We start from the raw sequence: 14,538 nt of genomic DNA on the forward strand, positions 1-14,538 counted from the left end.
TTAAAGGTGTTTAAGCTACCCTTTCTATTTTTGCTCCAAGTGCTTTAAGCCTTTCGTCTATCCTTTCATAACCACGGTCTATCTGGTCACTGTTCTGGATGATACTTGTTCCTTTTGCCGAAAGGGCAGCAATAAGTAACGACACACCAGCCCTTATATCAGGTGATGACATCATAATACCTTTAAGCTGAGATTTAAAATCAAGCCCGATTACAGTAGCCCTGTGCGGGTCGCAAAGTATAATTTTTGCTCCCATATCAATAAGCCTGTCAGTAAAAAACAAGCGGCTTTCAAACATCTTCTGGTGTATAAGTACACTTCCCCTGGCCTGTGTTGCCACTACAAGAACTATACTTAAAAGGTCAGGCGTAAAGCCGGGCCATGGTGCATCGGCAATGGTTAAAATAGAGCCGTCTATATAATTCTGTATTTCATAACCATCGGTATGGGCAGGTATATAAATATCATCTCCCCTGCGCTCCAGCGTAATACCAAGCTTGCGGAAGGTATTGGGAATGATACCCAGATTATCCCAGCTAACATTTTTAATGGTTATTTCACTGCGTGTCATGGCAGCAAGCCCAATCCAGCTGCCTATTTCAATCATATCCGGCAATATCCTGTGCTCACATCCGCCCAGTTTTTCAACGCCTTCAATTTCAATAAGGTTAGACCCCACACCTGTAATCTTTGCACCCATGCTGTTAAGCATATTGCATAATTGTTGCAGGTAAGGCTCGCATGCTGCATTATATATAGTGGTTTTGCCTTCTGCAAGTACTGCAGCCATAATAATATTGGCTGTACCGGTAACCGATGCTTCATCCAAGAGCATATAAGTACCTTTAAGCCTGTCGGCTTCCACACCATAAAAAGAATCTTCTTTATTGTAACGGAATTTAGCACCAAGGTTAATAAAGCCTTCAAAGTGGGTGTCCAGCCTCCTGCGCCCAATTTTGTCGCCTCCGGGCTTTGGTATATAACCTTTGCCAAACCTTGCAAGGAGGGGGCCTACAATCATAATGGAACCCCTTAACGATTTCCCTTCTTCCTTAAACCCTTCCGATTCCAGGTAACCCAGGTTTACCTCATCAGCCTGGAAGCTATAGGTGCCATGGGCCAGTTTTTCAACCTTAACACCCAAATTACGCAGCAGGTTGATAAGTTTATTTACATCAATAATATCGGGAATATTGGTAATGGTTACCTTTTCGGGCGTAAGCAGCACAGTACATAAAACCTGTAATGCTTCATTTTTTGCTCCCTGCGGAGTAATTTCACCTTTTAATTGTACTCCTCCTTCTATTTTAAATGTTCCCATACTGCAAGGGTTATTGTTTCCTGTTGTTTTTGTTATTACTGTTTTTATTTTGCCTGTGGGCTTTTTGCTTTTGCCCGCTATACTGCATTTTGTTAGACTGCTTTTTATTAATGCGCATCAGTTCGCTGGAATTGGAAAGCTCCTCATCCGTTTTAAGCAGGTTTATTTTTCCCCCGGAAAGTTCATATAAATGCTCAAATATAACCTCGTCCTTTACAGTATCTTTATTCCAACTCAGGTAGGATTTTTTCATGTGGTTGGCTATAACCATAATAAGCGCACTCTTTAACTCGCCATCCTGCCAGTCATTGGCCACATCAATCATGTATTTTATGTTGTTGCCATAAAAGCGGTATTTAGGGAAATTTTGTGGGTAACCAAGCCTTTCAGGCTTTTGTTCCAGCATTTCCCGCGATGGTATAGGGTAAGGCGAATCAACATCCAGCTTAAAATCAGACATGATAAAAATCTGGTCCCAAAGCTTGTGCTGAAAATCAGGCACATCGCGCAGGTGCGGGTTAAGGCTGCCCATTACCGAAATAATATATTTTGCAGCTTTGTTGCGTTCTTCCCTGTCTTCTATAGCCGTAGCCTGCTCTATAAGTTTTTGCAGGTGGCGCCCGTACTCCGGTATAATAAGGTGCGGACGCTCTGCATTATATTCAAGATGCACTATTGCTTCATTATTGTCGTATCTATGCATAATAATTTGTTATAAGGAAATAATACCTTCTACAGAGGAAAGCTCTTTATATTTTGCAACTATCTGCTCCGGGCCTTCCATCCTTACATTAATAGATACACTGGTATATTTCCCTGTTTTAGATTTTGTGGTTTCAATTACTGCACCCAGGTTATCAAAAGCTGCTTCAACTGCATTTATCTTTTCATCGCTGGTAGGTACAATAAATTTAAAAAGGTAAGGTGCGGGCCAGTCGGCAGAGCCGGCAAGCTCTTCGGTGAGCCTCCTGTAAAACTCTTCGGTATTTTTATCCATCTTCATTAAAATAAGGGCAAATATACAATATTAGGATAATGCCGTTAACAAACTTTATATTAATATTTAAGCTTACCCAATATAACAAAGTTTTTTGTTTATGCCAAACATTATGCCCTTGCACGGATAATAAAAACAGTTACCAGGGAACTCACTGCCAAAACCATGTAACTGTAATGCACTAACTTGGTAAGCAGCCCTTTTTCCCTGAACATTTTTATAACAATATACAGTGCCGTACCCATTATTAAATTAAAAAGTATTAATTGCAGGAATATGCTGCCAAGCTGCATTCCTGCTATTTGCACAACATTACTTAAAGCAGAAACCAGCAGAATAGCAAAAACCGTAAACCATATAAAATATAAAGCTATCAATATATGAAAGGCAAGGTGCCGGTAATCTAATTTTTTCATTCAGTAATTTTAATATTAGTTTGTGAGGTTTATATTATACTAACGCATATTTATATTCATTATTGAATGTTTGCCTGTTAAATAATACCTTAGCATGATGGATTTATTTAGCGACTATAACACCAACCTGCTACCTTATGACGGCACTGTTTTATATTTTGGCCCTGTGCTGGGTGCTGAGCAGGCATTGCAATATTATGAAAAACTATTGCATGATGTGCCCTGGCAGCACGACGAAGCCATTATATACGGCAAGAGGATAGTCACGAAACGGAAAGTAGCATGGTATGGTGATAAAAATTTTGCCTACACCTACTCCAACACTACCAAATATGCCCTGCCGTGGACGACTGAATTATTAGAACTGAAACAACTTGCCGAGCAGATTTCAGGCCATAAATTTAATTCATGCCTTTTAAACCTTTACCCAACCGGGCAGGAAGGCATGTCATGGCACAGCGATGATGAAAAAGCATTAGGCCAAAATACGGTTATAGCTTCTTTAAGCCTTGGCGCTGTAAGAAAATTCAGTTTTAAACATAAACATACAAAGGAGAAAAAAGACATTTTACTGGAAAACGGCAGCCTTTTAATAATGAAAGGCGAAACACAAACACATTGGCTTCACAGCCTGCCAAAGTCAGTAAAAGTAAGGCTTCCGCGTATCAACCTTACTTTTAGGACTATTATTTACAATCCTGCTTAAGCAAACTGTAAAACTTTTTTTACCAATAACTTATCCGGATTTGTAAAAAAAGCATATTTTTACCCTTGCTATTTTTTTGACGCTAAATAGTTTAGCACCCCCGCTAAAGCCCAATTAAAAATTAAATTACTATCAGGATGAAGTTAAAAGAATTAAAAAGCTGGATTAACAGGCTCCCGCAGGAGGAGCTTGAAAAAGACCTGTTATTTAACGCTATTGACTATGGTGTTTCAGGTACTATTTCCGAAATTAATAAAACCGACGAAAACCTTTATTACATAGGCGAAGACCCGGCGGTTTTGCATACCGAAGCTGAACTTAAAAAGCTTGGTTACAGCCAGGATGATATTGCTGAGCTTGATATCGAAATTCCGCAGGGCTGTTATTATGTAGAACTTAATAATGAATACAGCATCCTGGAAAGATTCCTGTAGCTGTTTACTTAACATTTAATTATACCGGCAGTAATTCTTTTTTGGTAAATTAGCTTTTACCAACATATTATTATTGCCTGTATGAAAAATGTACTTACCATAACACTTAACCCTACAGTAGATAAAAGCAGCACTGTAGAGGGTATAAAACCTGAAAAGAAATTACGGTGTTCCCCGCCCAATTATGAGCCCGGTGGGGGCGGCATAAATGTTTCGCGCGGACTTGTAAGGTTAGGCGTGCCATCGGTTGCACTTTTTACATCGGGCGGACGCACAGGTGAGTTGCTGGAAAAACTGCTGGAAAAAGAAAATGTAAATGTACTACCCGTAAAAGTACAGGGCGAAACACGTGAAAACTTTATAGTGGTTGACAGTTCCAGCAACGAGCAATATCGCTTTGGTATGCCCGGTGAGGCACTTTCTGAAAGTGAAATTGCAAACATAACCGAAAAAATAAATTCACTATCACCCTTTCCTGAATATGTTGTAATAAGCGGCAGCCTCCCTCCTGAGATGGATGCAGGAGTTTTGCAAAAACTGGTGCATGAAATAAAGCGGCAGGGTGCAAAGGTTATTGCCGACACATCGGGTGAGGCATTAACTAAAATACTTGATGAAGGGGTATTTCTTTTAAAGCCCAATATAGGCGAGCTTAGCCGCCTGGCTGGAAAACCGCATCTTGATAATGAAACAGCAGATGATGCCGCAAAGCAACTTATAAACCAGGGCAAGGCAGAGGTAGTAATTGTTTCAATGGGCCCGCAGGGTGCCTATTTGGTTACTAAAGACTTAAATATACACATACCCGCACCCAGTGTAAAAAAGTTAAGCACAGTTGGAGCCGGCGACAGTATGGTTGCAGGCATGGTTTCAGTTTTGGCAAAAGGCGGAAACGCTATTGAAATGGCCCGCATGGGTGTAGCCTGTGGTTCGGCTGCCACCATGAATCCCGGTACCGGCCTCTTTAATAAAGATGATGCGGAAAAGCTTTATAGTTGGCTTGAGCGTATGGGAAGTGTTAAGTAATTACCTAAACAATTAGGCTTTTATTGGCAATCCCTTACAAAAATTTTAAAGGTTTAAAGCCCATCTTTGTACTGCTAACCTTTAAACAAAATCTCACTATGAAAAAGAGTATCGATCTTGCCACCGTTAAAAAATTTATTTTAGCCAATGCTTTAGGAGAAAATGTAATGCTTATGCTTCACCCTTCTAATTTTGAAAGGATAGCTAAAGCAGCAAAAGCAAACAACACAAAAAACCTTTTATGCGTTTTAGGCATCAACGTTATAGCTGATGAAGAAAATGAAGTAACAGAAGATGAAATTGATGTACTTGAAGTAAAATTCAACTAAAAAAATCTACTAAATAAAAAAGCCACCTAAAATGGTGGCTTTTTTATTGTATCCTACTGTTAATTAATTTGAGGCAGTACCCAAACTGGCTGATTGCTGCACCGAAAAAATCCCTGTTAAAAAGTTATCGAGGCAGGAAAGGTCGTTTACAGATTTTTCGTCGTCTTTAAGGGCATGGTTATACAAAAAATATTTTTCACAACGGTTGGCCATCGTCCTTGCCTGCATTGGCCCATATTTTTCTAACAGCTTCAGGTTGCGCACTACCACTACATAATGATCAGGGTTAACCAGTACAATAAAATTAAATTTGCAGTTATTTTTCATTAACCCGGATCCACCCTCACATGTATTGGATATTTCACGCACGCTGCCCTTATAAGCATTATCTATAAATGAGCTTACTTTCAACTCCGGCTGCCTGTCCAGCAGTGCAACCACATCGGCATTATTTACAGGAAAGGTTTTTTCCCATATTATTTCACGTCCCTGCGCCTTAAAGCCATCCTGCGCCATTGCAGGAATACTAAACAATACTATGAGTAATAACTTTTTCATGACCCAAAATTTATATTTATACTCAAATTTAGGAATAGCTAAAAATTAATGGTTTCAATAAAAGGCTTTTATAAAATATTTAGTACAATCCGTTAAAGCACAGTTAATATTTAACATTAATGTAAATAGCTGGTTTTTATAACATTATTAAGAATAATTTATAAAATAATTACACTTACCCACTTATATAAATGGCTAATTTTATCTTACTTAATAACCTATTAAACTATTGACTATGGAAGCTAACAGCCTACTGGCACATGCCAAAGACAAAAAGAATTTTTCTAAATATGACCCTTCAGGTACCGACCCGAACAGGTATGCTTCTGTTTCCAATCCTAAAGAAGCCGACAACTATCTTCATAAAGGTAAAAAGAGTATTATACCAGGCTTAAGGGTAAATGTAAGTAAAACAGAAAGGATTTTAATGATAGCTGCAGGCTCCTACCTGCTATACCGGGCCCTAAAGAAAAAAGATGATAAAAAAGTGATGGAAGGTATAACCGCAGGCACTATGCTGTTTAGGGGAATAAGCGGTTACTGCCCTGCTTATGATGTTATTGACCGCACCAAAGTACTAAAATCTGGAGAAGCTGTAATCAATACATCACTTACAGTAAACAAACCGGTTAATGAAGTATATAATGCCTGGAGGAAACTTGAAAACCTGCCGCTTTTTATGGATCACTTAAAAAGTGTGGAACAATTGGATGAATACACTTCTGAATGGAAGGCAAAAGTACTGGGAGGATTAGGTACTGTAAGCTGGAAAGCCGAAATACTGATGGATGAGCCTAATGAGCTTTTAAGCTGGCATTCATTACCAAACTCTACTGTGCGCAATGCAGGTAAAGTGAGGTTTAAAGATAATGGCAACTCAACAGAAATTGATGTAACTATTTCTTACCATGCGCCAATGGGTAAAGCAGGCGAAGCAGTAGCAAAATTATTCAACCCGGCTTTTGAAAAAATTGTAAAATCAGACATTAAGGATTTTAAGCATTATATTGAAGAAACCAAAGCGCCCATGCCGTAAAAAGCATGATGCTATTTAAAATACCGGATAGTAATAAGCTATCCGGTATTTTTATATAAAAAAGGCTCCTGTAAAGGAGCCTTTTTATTAAACAATTACATATTACAATATTGTATACAGCCCTGCTGCCATAATACCTGCAACAGTAAGGGCAATAATAAACTCTATATTCCTGATAATATTATCTTTCTTTACAAATGAGAAATGGTGTATATAATAATTCCTCCGCTTCATGTTTTTCATAATGGCTAATTTTTAAAATCGTTGTAAATTACGCAATATAATTTACATAATAAACATTTTAACAATTTTCACTTATCAATTAGCAGTTTTTAACTCTTTTTGTTTAAAATATTTCATTTTAGTAATATTTTACAGCAATAATACCTTTGTAAACTTAACTTTCGATTTAAAAACCATTTAGTAAATTTGCCGCTTATTTCTAAAAAAAGTGGATAAAGAAATAGTAGTACTCATCGGCGGGCCGGGTTCAGGAAAAACTACGATTATAGACGAACTCAAACAAAAAGGATACACATGCTATCCGGAAATTTCGCGCGAAGTTACACTTGAAGCCCGAAAGCAGGGCATTGAGCAGTTATTTCTTGAAAAGCCGCTGCTTTTTAGCGAATTACTTTTAGAAGGAAGAAAAAAACAGTACAGGCAGGCACTGGAAGAAAAAACAGATATTGTTTTTATTGACCGTGGCATTCCCGATGTATTGGCCTATATGCATTATATAGGTGATGCCTACCCTGCTTTCTTTGATGAAGCCTGCCATGACCATAAATACACAAAAATATTTTTCCTGCCACCCTGGGAAGAAATATATACGGCCGATGAGGCACGCTATGAAAACTTTGAACAGGCAAAACTCATTGCCGACCATTTAATGGAAACCTATAAAAATTACGGCTACGAGCTAATTGAAGTCCCTAAAGACACCCTTGATAACAGAATTCTTTATATATTAGGGCATCTTTCAAAATAATATGCAGCAGCCGCTTGATATCCTTAAAAAATACTGGCAACACAACAGCTTTCGCGAACCGCAGGAGCAGATAATAAATTCAGTGCTTAATGGCACCGATACATTTGCCCTTATGCCTACTGGCGGCGGTAAATCGGTTTGCTTCCAAGTTCCGGCAATGATGCTTCCCGGCATTTGCCTTGTTATCTCTCCCTTAATTGCCCTTATGAAAGATCAGGTAGAAAACCTTGCCAAAAAGGGAATTAAAGCTATTGCCCTTACCGGCGGTATAACTACTGATGAAATAAGCGACCTTTTGGACAATTGCCGGTATGGCAATTATAAATTCCTGTATATGTCGCCCGAAAGGCTTCAGGCCGACTGGATACTGGAGAGGATAAAGGAACTGCCAATAAACCTTGTGGCTATAGATGAGGCACACTGTGTATCGCAATGGGGGCATGATTTTCGCCCTGCCTATTTAAAGATTGCAGGATTAAGGCAGGCATTGCCAAACATTCCGTTCATAGCACTCACAGCCTCGGCAACACAAAGGGTACAGCAGGACATTATACAGCAGTTGGAATTAAAAGAGCCTGCGTTATTTAAAAAATCTTTTGCACGGGAAAATTTAGCCTATATGGTTTTTGAAACCGAAGATAAATTATACCGTATGCAGCAAATACTCACCAAAAATCCTGAACCTGCTATTATATATGTTCGCAACAGGAAAGCCTGCCATGATGTTTCCCAACAGTTAAATGCCCTGGGTTTTAAAACCACCTTTTACCATGGGGGCTTAAAAACAGAAGAGAAAGAAAAAAATATGGGTTTGTGGCTGCAGGAAAAAGTACAGGCAATTGTGGCAACCAATGCTTTTGGTATGGGTATAGATAAGGCTAATGTAAAAACCATAATACACATACAATTACCTGAAAACCTTGAAAGTTATTACCAGGAAGCAGGGCGTGCAGGGCGTAACGGACAAAAAGCGTTTGCTGTAATGCTGGTTAACGCATCAGATACACTTACTGCTAAAAACCAGTTTATAGATGTACTTCCCGATAGAAGATTTCTTAAAGAGGTATATAATAAACTCAATAATTTTTTACAGATTGCCTACGGTGAAGGCATCAACCAAACTTTTGTTTTTAACCTGAACGATTTCTGCAGGCAATATAATTTCCCTGTAACCAAAACCTATAATGCCCTCCAGTTTTTAGACAGGCAGGGTATAGTAACGCTTTCTAAAGAATTTTCGCAGCAGGTAAGCCTGCAGTTCCTTATACCAAATAAGGAAGTAATAAGGTACATGAGCCTGAACCCCGCAGACGAGAAAATTTTACTTGCTTTTTTAAGGAGCTATGCCGGTATATTTGACATGGAAACGGCAATTAATACAGGACTGATTGTAAAAAAATCTAACACTACGGAGGAAAAATTGCTTAACCTACTGGGTAGGCTTAAACAAAAAGAAATAATCAGCCTTAAAACCGCAGGGAGCGACAGCCGCATTACCTCTAATGAAGTAAGGGATGACGAACATACTATTAACCGTATAGCCAAATACCTTGAAAAGCAAAACGAAATTAAACTGCGGCAATTTGATGCAGTAGTTGATTATGTAACCAATACAAAAACCTGCAAAAGCAAATTAATATTGCAGTATTTTGATGAGAATATCAGTTCAGACTGCGGCATATGTTCCTACTGTATTAATAAAAGCAAAAAACAGTTAAAGCCTGCCGACACAGCTATGGCAATACTGGAAGTGCTAAAAAAATCGCCTGCCACATCAAGGGATATAGAAAGCCGACTGGAACTTACACCGCAGGAAGTAACATTTGCGTTGCAGATGCTGCTGGAAAACAACAGGATAAAACTGAATATAAATAACCAATACGCATTAAAGTAATGGAAAAATTACGCATAGTTTTTATGGGTACGCCCGATTTTGCCGTTGGCATACTGGACACTATTTACCAAAACAATTATGATATAGCCGCTGTTATAACCGCACCCGATAAACCCGCCGGCAGGGGGCAAAAAATAAAATATTCGGCTGTAAAGGAATATGCATTGGAAAAAGGGTTAAAAATATTACAGCCCACCAATTTAAAGGATACTGCTTTTCTTGAGGAACTAAAAAGCCTTAATGCTAATTTGCAGGTGGTAGTGGCATTCCGCATGCTGCCCGAAGCCGTATGGAAAATGCCAAAATTGGGCACCTTTAACCTGCATGCTTCTTTATTGCCGCAGTACCGGGGTGCTGCACCAATCAACTGGGCTATAATAAATGGCGAAACTACGACTGGAGTAACCACTTTTTTTATAGATGAAAAAATTGATACCGGTGCTATACTATTAAAGGAAGAAATACCAATAGATGAAAATGAAAATGCAGGAGAGCTTCATGACCGGCTTATGGAACTGGGAAGCGATGCAGTGCTAAAAACCCTTACGCTGATAGCTACCGGCAACGTACAAACCACAATACAGCCTGCGGGTGAAGAACTTAAAACAGCTTACAAACTTAACCGCGATAACTGTAAAATAAGCTGGGATAAACCGGGAAGGGAAATTTACAACCTTATACGCGGCCTTAGCCCTTACCCCGCCGCCTGGTGTTATATGAAAGACAACGAACAGGAATGGAGTGTAAAAATATACAGCAGCAGTTTTATTGAAGAGAACCACAACTCGGCCCCGGGCACTATTATTACAGGCAGGAAAGAAATAAAAGTTACTGTTAAAGATGGGTACATAAAAATTAAAAGTATCCAGTTTCCAGGCAAGAAAAAAATGGAGGCTGCCGAACTATTAAACGGAATGTCATTTTCAGAAAACGCCATTGCATTTTAAGCCTTTAAATATGGGCAGTTACAAATATTTAAATTTTGCAAGGCTGCTTATTAACATTCAAACTAAAGTTATTAACAATTACAACGAAAACACACCGAAACACTTGTATAATATGCATTTCCTGCTAAATTTGTATAAGAGTTAAGTCGTAAAAACTTTTTTTAACCAAACAATTAATAACAATTATTATGAACAAATCAGAATTAATCGACGCAATGGCTGCAGATGCAGGAATTTCTAAAGGTGCAGCAAAAAAAGCATTAGAGTCTTTCATAAGTAATGTAGGCGGTGCGTTAAACAAAGGAAACAGGGTTTCTCTTGTAGGTTTTGGCTCATGGTCAGTTTCAAACAGGGCTGCAAGGGAAGGTAGAAATCCGCAAACAGGCAAAACAATAAACATTGCTGCTAAAAACGTAGTGAAATTTAAGCCGGGAGCAGAACTTGACGGAGCTGTAAATTCAAAAAAATAATTTTGATTAAATAAAAAAGCCTCTCAATTGAGAGGCTTTTTTATTTAAATGTTCCTAAAATTTTTGGAGGTATGTTTTTTTTCCTTTAAATTTATTAGCAAAATTGCAAGGATATGATTTCATTAAAGCCAAAAAAAGGCCACCTGCTTATAGCAGAGCCTTCTACAATAGGGGATCTTTCTTTCAACAGATCAGTAGTGTTGCTTGCAGACCATAATGACAGCGGTTCCGTAGGCTTTATATTAAATAAACCCCTGGGGTTTACCATTCGCGACCTTATTCCTGAAGTGGAAGGCAACTTCAAGATATATAACGGGGGCCCTGTAGAACAGGACAACCTTTACTTTATACATAACATTCCCGACCTGATACCCAACAGTATTGAAATATCTAATGGAATATACTGGGGCGGAGATTTTGAGCTTACCAAAGAGCTTATAAACAGCGGTGCAATAAAGAAAAATAATATCCGGTTCTTTTTGGGCTACACAGGCTGGGAAGCACACCAGCTTGAAGATGAACTGGAAGACAACTCATGGATTGTTTCCGAAAACCACCACAATAATAAAATTATAGGCAAATCCAGTGTTTCATTCTGGAAAGAAAAAATTATGGAACTGGGCGGTGAATACCTTATATGGTCTAATGCTCCCGAAAACCCTACCCTTAATTAACCCAGGCGCACTTTAGCATTTAGCTTTTTAGTCAATTCCTGCGAAAATTTAGTATCGTATATTTTTTTGCGGTATTTAGTTACAGGCCTTATTCCCATTATAACATTTGTAATAAACAGCTCATCTGCTTTTTGCAAGTCAAATGGTGAAATTGAAGCTTCCTGCAGTTCTATATTTTCCATATTACGGGCAATTGCCAAAACCTGCTTGCGCATTATCCCGTTAAGGCACCCGTCAGCAACAGGCGGAGTAACCAGTTTAGTACCGGTCAGCATAAAAATATTACCCTGCAAGGCTTCAGCCACGTTTTTTTCATCATTAAGCAAAATACAATTATCCAGTCCGTTTTCATCCGCATAAATACTTCCTGTAACCTGCACAAGCCTGTTAGCCGATTTTAAAGTGGACAGCAGTTGTTTTGTAACATAAAAATCTTTAAACAAGTCAACTTCATAGTCATTACTATATACAGGGTAAACCATGTCCTGTAAAGCTGTGGCTGTTATAATAAACTCAGCATTATTATCTTTAGGAAGATAATTACCCCCTTCCTTCCTGAAAAAAGAAAGGCGAACCCGGCAGGAATTGGCAATCCTCATCTCATTGGCCAGCCTGCTCACCTGCTCCTCCATATACTCCTGCGTAAAATGCATTGGTATTTCCATCCTTACAATGCGCATAGATGCCATGAGCCTGAAGTAATGGTCTTCAGCAAAAAGTATTTTACCATCAAGCACTTTCATGGTTTCAAAAATGGCATCCCCATATAAAAAAGCCCTGTTATCCTGTATGTTGACAGCCGCCTGGCTCACCAGGTTCCCGTTATAATTTATCATAAAAAAAGCCCTGAAAATTATCAGGGCAAATATAGTTTTAATAAAAACGAATTCCTAAACCGAGCCTAACACATGCTTTAAGTCGCTAATTTGGTTTTCCCAAAGCTGTTTGGCCTCCTGCATATCATCTTCCTCTGCAAAATCTACCACCATTAATGATACGTCTTTTGTTATTTCATCAACAAGTATGCGCAGTTCAAAATAATATTCGCTGTCTTTATCATTTTCATCAACCCATCTGAATTTTACCTTTTCACCTGACTTTTTAGACGACATTCTTGCCTTTTCTTCTGAATCATTCCAGATAAAGGTAAAAAATTCGCCTCGTGAGTTAACATTATCAGCAAACCATTCTGATAATCCTGAAGGTGTTGATATATATTGATATAGAAGTTGCGGGGATGATGTTATAGGGAATTCCAGTTCATATTTTAGTTTTTCTTCCATTGGTTAACTTGATTTTTGGTGAAATATATAATATTTAATACTTATAAAAAAGGTTTTTTATAAATAATTTTTTTTGAAAAAATATATTTGCAACCATTGAATTTAATGTTATATTTGCACCCGCGTTCAGGAAATAATAACCGGATGAAATGGCGAGGTAGCTCAGTCGGTTAGAGCGCAGGATTCATAACCCTGAGGTCACGGGTTCAACTCCCGTCTTCGCTACGAAAAAAAGGAAGTGTAAATACACTTCCTTTTTTATTTGGCACTCATTATATAATCTTTTTATAGGGGTGTTAATATTAATAAAATGTAATTTATTATTTATCATAGTATTAAGTATTGCCTTTTTTTTAAATTTATGTGAATTTACTTTTTTATTTAAAAATAAGCCTTTAATTTTGACCCGAATTAAAACCCCCTAAATATTATGACTAACAACGTATTAAAATTTTATTTCTTAGCTTTTTTGCTAGTTAGTGACTTTGTTGTATTTGCACAGGACACCGGGCCAACAGAAGACACCGGGGGGCCAGAAGATTCAGATCCGGCAGCACCAATTAATACAAAACTAATAGTATTGGCCTTGGCAGGCATTATGTTTGCTTACTACTATTTTATCAAAAAAAGAAAAGAACAGTTAAATTAAATAATAAAAAATCCCGCTAAAAGCGGGATTTTTTATTATTTAATCTGTTACAATCAATGCTCAATAACAAGCCCGGGATTGCTTTCTTCATATGTATCGGCAACAGGTGTTGATATTTTACTAATTTTAAACATTGAGCGCAATATCGCAATGATACAGCCTGCACTGAACATCATCATAAGTATATGCACTACTTTAAAGAATAAATAATTAGCTCCCTGCTGGGCGGCAAAATCGTTGGCAAGATTATAGCCCGAAATAAAAAGCAGTATAAACAACGGTATTAAAAGCAGCAATCTCATAGCAATTTTATTAACTGTTATTATTGTGCAAGTTCGTTTATTCAATTCTTAATTTTCGCCAAAGCACTGCTAATAAAAACTTAATTATTTTCTGTTCAGTACTTTATATTGCCTAACAATAACAATATTGCAGGTTACGTTTTAATTAATTAAAAACATGCTGTTTGATAAAATGCATAAGAATTGTAATTTAGGGATATGAAATTGGGAGAATATAAAAATCTGAATGAAAAGGAGCAATATACCATATTGTGGAATGATGGCATTTTAATAGATTCCTGTATTGAGGGCAATGTAAAAAAGCTATTGTATGCCATTAATAATTTTTATGTAGAATTATGGCTAAACTCTATTAACAATAAAGTTATTTGGAAACTAAGTTTTAAACAGGGAAAACTTTTAGAAAAGTATTTAGAAAAATACCCTTTTGAACTTCTTGATAACCTCAACAGCTAAATATCAGGGGTTAATTTACTGTTAACACATTAAGCATCTTTGCTATTCA

At 37.7% G+C, this 14,538-nt stretch carries 21 protein-coding genes and 1 tRNA gene; 13 read left to right on the forward strand and 9 right to left on the reverse strand.

Features of this window, described 5'->3' with window-relative positions:
• Window positions 1-10: 10 nt before the first annotated feature.
• The 4 genes from murA to GSF09_RS13310 all read right to left on the reverse strand — a co-directional run bounded on the left by murA (window position 11) and on the right by GSF09_RS13310 (window position 2,734).
• On the reverse strand, window positions 11-1,321 hold the full coding sequence (gene murA / locus GSF09_RS13295) for a UDP-N-acetylglucosamine 1-carboxyvinyltransferase (protein ID WP_159802282.1): 1,311 nt from the start codon (window positions 1,319-1,321) through the stop codon (window positions 11-13).
• Window positions 1,322-1,331: 10 nt separating this feature from the next.
• Window positions 1,332-2,024: a DUF4290 domain-containing protein gene (locus tag GSF09_RS13300; RefSeq protein WP_159802284.1), complete on the reverse strand. Its 693-nt coding sequence runs from the start codon at window positions 2,022-2,024 to the stop codon at window positions 1,332-1,334.
• Window positions 2,025-2,033: 9 nt separating this feature from the next.
• Window positions 2,034-2,318, reverse strand: a complete 285-nt coding sequence (locus GSF09_RS13305; RefSeq protein WP_159802286.1) for a DUF493 family protein — start codon at window positions 2,316-2,318, stop codon at window positions 2,034-2,036.
• A 110-nt stretch (window positions 2,319-2,428) separates the two neighbouring features.
• Entirely contained in the window at window positions 2,429-2,734 is a 306-nt protein-coding gene (locus GSF09_RS13310) for a hypothetical protein (protein ID WP_159802288.1), read from the reverse strand.
• A gap of 97 nt (window positions 2,735-2,831) precedes the next feature.
• Here GSF09_RS13310 and GSF09_RS13315 point away from each other — a divergent pair, with 97 nt between their 5' ends.
• The 4 genes from GSF09_RS13315 (at window position 2,832) to GSF09_RS13330 (ending at window position 5,229) form a co-directional block, all read left to right on the forward strand.
• Window positions 2,832-3,440 carry an alpha-ketoglutarate-dependent dioxygenase AlkB gene (locus GSF09_RS13315; RefSeq protein ID WP_159802376.1) on the forward strand — a complete coding sequence of 203 codons (609 nt, stop codon included), beginning with the start codon at window positions 2,832-2,834 and terminating at the stop codon, window positions 3,438-3,440.
• Window positions 3,441-3,577: 137 nt separating this feature from the next.
• Window positions 3,578-3,874 (forward strand): hypothetical protein, encoded by a 297-nt coding sequence (locus GSF09_RS13320; RefSeq protein ID WP_159802290.1) that lies wholly within the window; start codon window positions 3,578-3,580, stop codon window positions 3,872-3,874.
• Between the two features lie 81 nt (window positions 3,875-3,955).
• Window positions 3,956-4,900 carry a 1-phosphofructokinase family hexose kinase gene (locus tag GSF09_RS13325; RefSeq protein WP_159802292.1) on the forward strand — a complete coding sequence of 315 codons (945 nt, stop codon included), beginning with the start codon at window positions 3,956-3,958 and terminating at the stop codon, window positions 4,898-4,900.
• A 98-nt stretch (window positions 4,901-4,998) separates the two neighbouring features.
• Window positions 4,999-5,229 carry a hypothetical protein gene (locus tag GSF09_RS13330; protein ID WP_159802294.1) on the forward strand — a complete coding sequence of 77 codons (231 nt, stop codon included), beginning with the start codon at window positions 4,999-5,001 and terminating at the stop codon, window positions 5,227-5,229.
• 63 nt (window positions 5,230-5,292) lie between these two features.
• Here GSF09_RS13330 and GSF09_RS13335 read toward each other — a convergent pair whose 3' ends face one another.
• A complete protein-coding gene (locus GSF09_RS13335) occupies window positions 5,293-5,787 on the reverse strand; it encodes a hypothetical protein (RefSeq protein ID WP_159802296.1) in 495 nt (164 codons plus the stop codon).
• A 235-nt stretch (window positions 5,788-6,022) separates the two neighbouring features.
• Between GSF09_RS13335 and GSF09_RS13340 the strand changes: the two genes are divergently transcribed.
• Window positions 6,023-6,823: an SRPBCC family protein gene (locus GSF09_RS13340; protein ID WP_159802298.1), complete on the forward strand. Its 801-nt coding sequence runs from the start codon at window positions 6,023-6,025 to the stop codon at window positions 6,821-6,823.
• A gap of 102 nt (window positions 6,824-6,925) precedes the next feature.
• On the opposite strand, the gene GSF09_RS13345 is transcribed toward GSF09_RS13340, so the two are convergent.
• Window positions 6,926-7,066, reverse strand: coding sequence for a hypothetical protein (locus GSF09_RS13345; RefSeq protein WP_159802300.1), 141 nt, complete (start codon window positions 7,064-7,066; stop codon window positions 6,926-6,928).
• A 208-nt stretch (window positions 7,067-7,274) separates the two neighbouring features.
• Here GSF09_RS13345 and GSF09_RS13350 point away from each other — a divergent pair, with 208 nt between their 5' ends.
• The 5 genes from GSF09_RS13350 (at window position 7,275) to GSF09_RS13370 (ending at window position 11,799) form a co-directional block, all read left to right on the forward strand.
• Window positions 7,275-7,814, forward strand: coding sequence for an AAA family ATPase (locus tag GSF09_RS13350; protein ID WP_159802302.1), 540 nt, complete (start codon window positions 7,275-7,277; stop codon window positions 7,812-7,814).
• Between the two features lies 1 nt (window position 7,815).
• The gene (locus GSF09_RS13355) at window positions 7,816-9,708 is read left to right on the forward strand and encodes an ATP-dependent DNA helicase RecQ (protein WP_159802304.1); all 1,893 of its coding nucleotides are present in this window, start codon (window positions 7,816-7,818) and stop codon (window positions 9,706-9,708) included.
• Window positions 9,708-10,655 carry a methionyl-tRNA formyltransferase gene (fmt, locus tag GSF09_RS13360; protein WP_159802306.1) on the forward strand — a complete coding sequence of 316 codons (948 nt, stop codon included), beginning with the start codon at window positions 9,708-9,710 and terminating at the stop codon, window positions 10,653-10,655. The genes GSF09_RS13355 and fmt overlap by 1 nt, the downstream gene beginning before the upstream one ends.
• A 188-nt stretch (window positions 10,656-10,843) precedes the next feature.
• Window positions 10,844-11,125, forward strand: a complete 282-nt coding sequence (locus tag GSF09_RS13365) for an HU family DNA-binding protein (protein ID WP_159802308.1) — start codon at window positions 10,844-10,846, stop codon at window positions 11,123-11,125.
• Window positions 11,126-11,238: 113 nt separating this feature from the next.
• Window positions 11,239-11,799 carry a YqgE/AlgH family protein gene (locus tag GSF09_RS13370; protein WP_159802310.1) on the forward strand — a complete coding sequence of 187 codons (561 nt, stop codon included), beginning with the start codon at window positions 11,239-11,241 and terminating at the stop codon, window positions 11,797-11,799.
• On the opposite strand, the gene GSF09_RS13375 is transcribed toward GSF09_RS13370, so the two are convergent.
• Together GSF09_RS13375 and GSF09_RS13380 are read right to left on the reverse strand one after the other, a co-directional pair.
• Window positions 11,796-12,635 (reverse strand): aminotransferase class IV, encoded by an 840-nt coding sequence (locus GSF09_RS13375; protein WP_159802312.1) that lies wholly within the window; start codon window positions 12,633-12,635, stop codon window positions 11,796-11,798. The genes GSF09_RS13370 and GSF09_RS13375 overlap by 4 nt on opposite strands.
• Before the next feature lie 54 nt (window positions 12,636-12,689).
• Window positions 12,690-13,082, reverse strand: coding sequence for an START-like domain-containing protein (locus tag GSF09_RS13380; protein ID WP_159802314.1), 393 nt, complete (start codon window positions 13,080-13,082; stop codon window positions 12,690-12,692).
• A gap of 151 nt (window positions 13,083-13,233) precedes the next feature.
• On the opposite strand from GSF09_RS13380, the gene GSF09_RS13385 reads away from it, so the two are divergent.
• Together GSF09_RS13385 and GSF09_RS13390 are read left to right on the forward strand one after the other, a co-directional pair.
• Window positions 13,234-13,307: transfer RNA gene (locus tag GSF09_RS13385), tRNA-Met, on the forward strand.
• A gap of 205 nt (window positions 13,308-13,512) precedes the next feature.
• Entirely contained in the window at window positions 13,513-13,731 is a 219-nt protein-coding gene (locus tag GSF09_RS13390; RefSeq protein ID WP_159802316.1) for a hypothetical protein, read from the forward strand.
• A 53-nt stretch (window positions 13,732-13,784) separates the two neighbouring features.
• Here the strand turns inward: GSF09_RS13390 and GSF09_RS13395 are convergent, their stop codons facing one another.
• Window positions 13,785-14,033, reverse strand: a complete 249-nt coding sequence (locus tag GSF09_RS13395) for a hypothetical protein (RefSeq protein ID WP_159802318.1) — start codon at window positions 14,031-14,033, stop codon at window positions 13,785-13,787.
• 198 nt (window positions 14,034-14,231) lie between these two features.
• On the opposite strand from GSF09_RS13395, the gene GSF09_RS13400 reads away from it, so the two are divergent.
• Window positions 14,232-14,489: a hypothetical protein gene (locus GSF09_RS13400; protein ID WP_159802320.1), complete on the forward strand. Its 258-nt coding sequence runs from the start codon at window positions 14,232-14,234 to the stop codon at window positions 14,487-14,489.
• Window positions 14,490-14,538 lie beyond the last annotated feature (49 nt).

The organism is Flavobacterium sp. MK4S-17, from assembly GCF_009848495.1.
In the GTDB taxonomy this organism is placed as follows: domain Bacteria; phylum Bacteroidota; class Bacteroidia; order Flavobacteriales; family Flavobacteriaceae; genus Flavobacterium.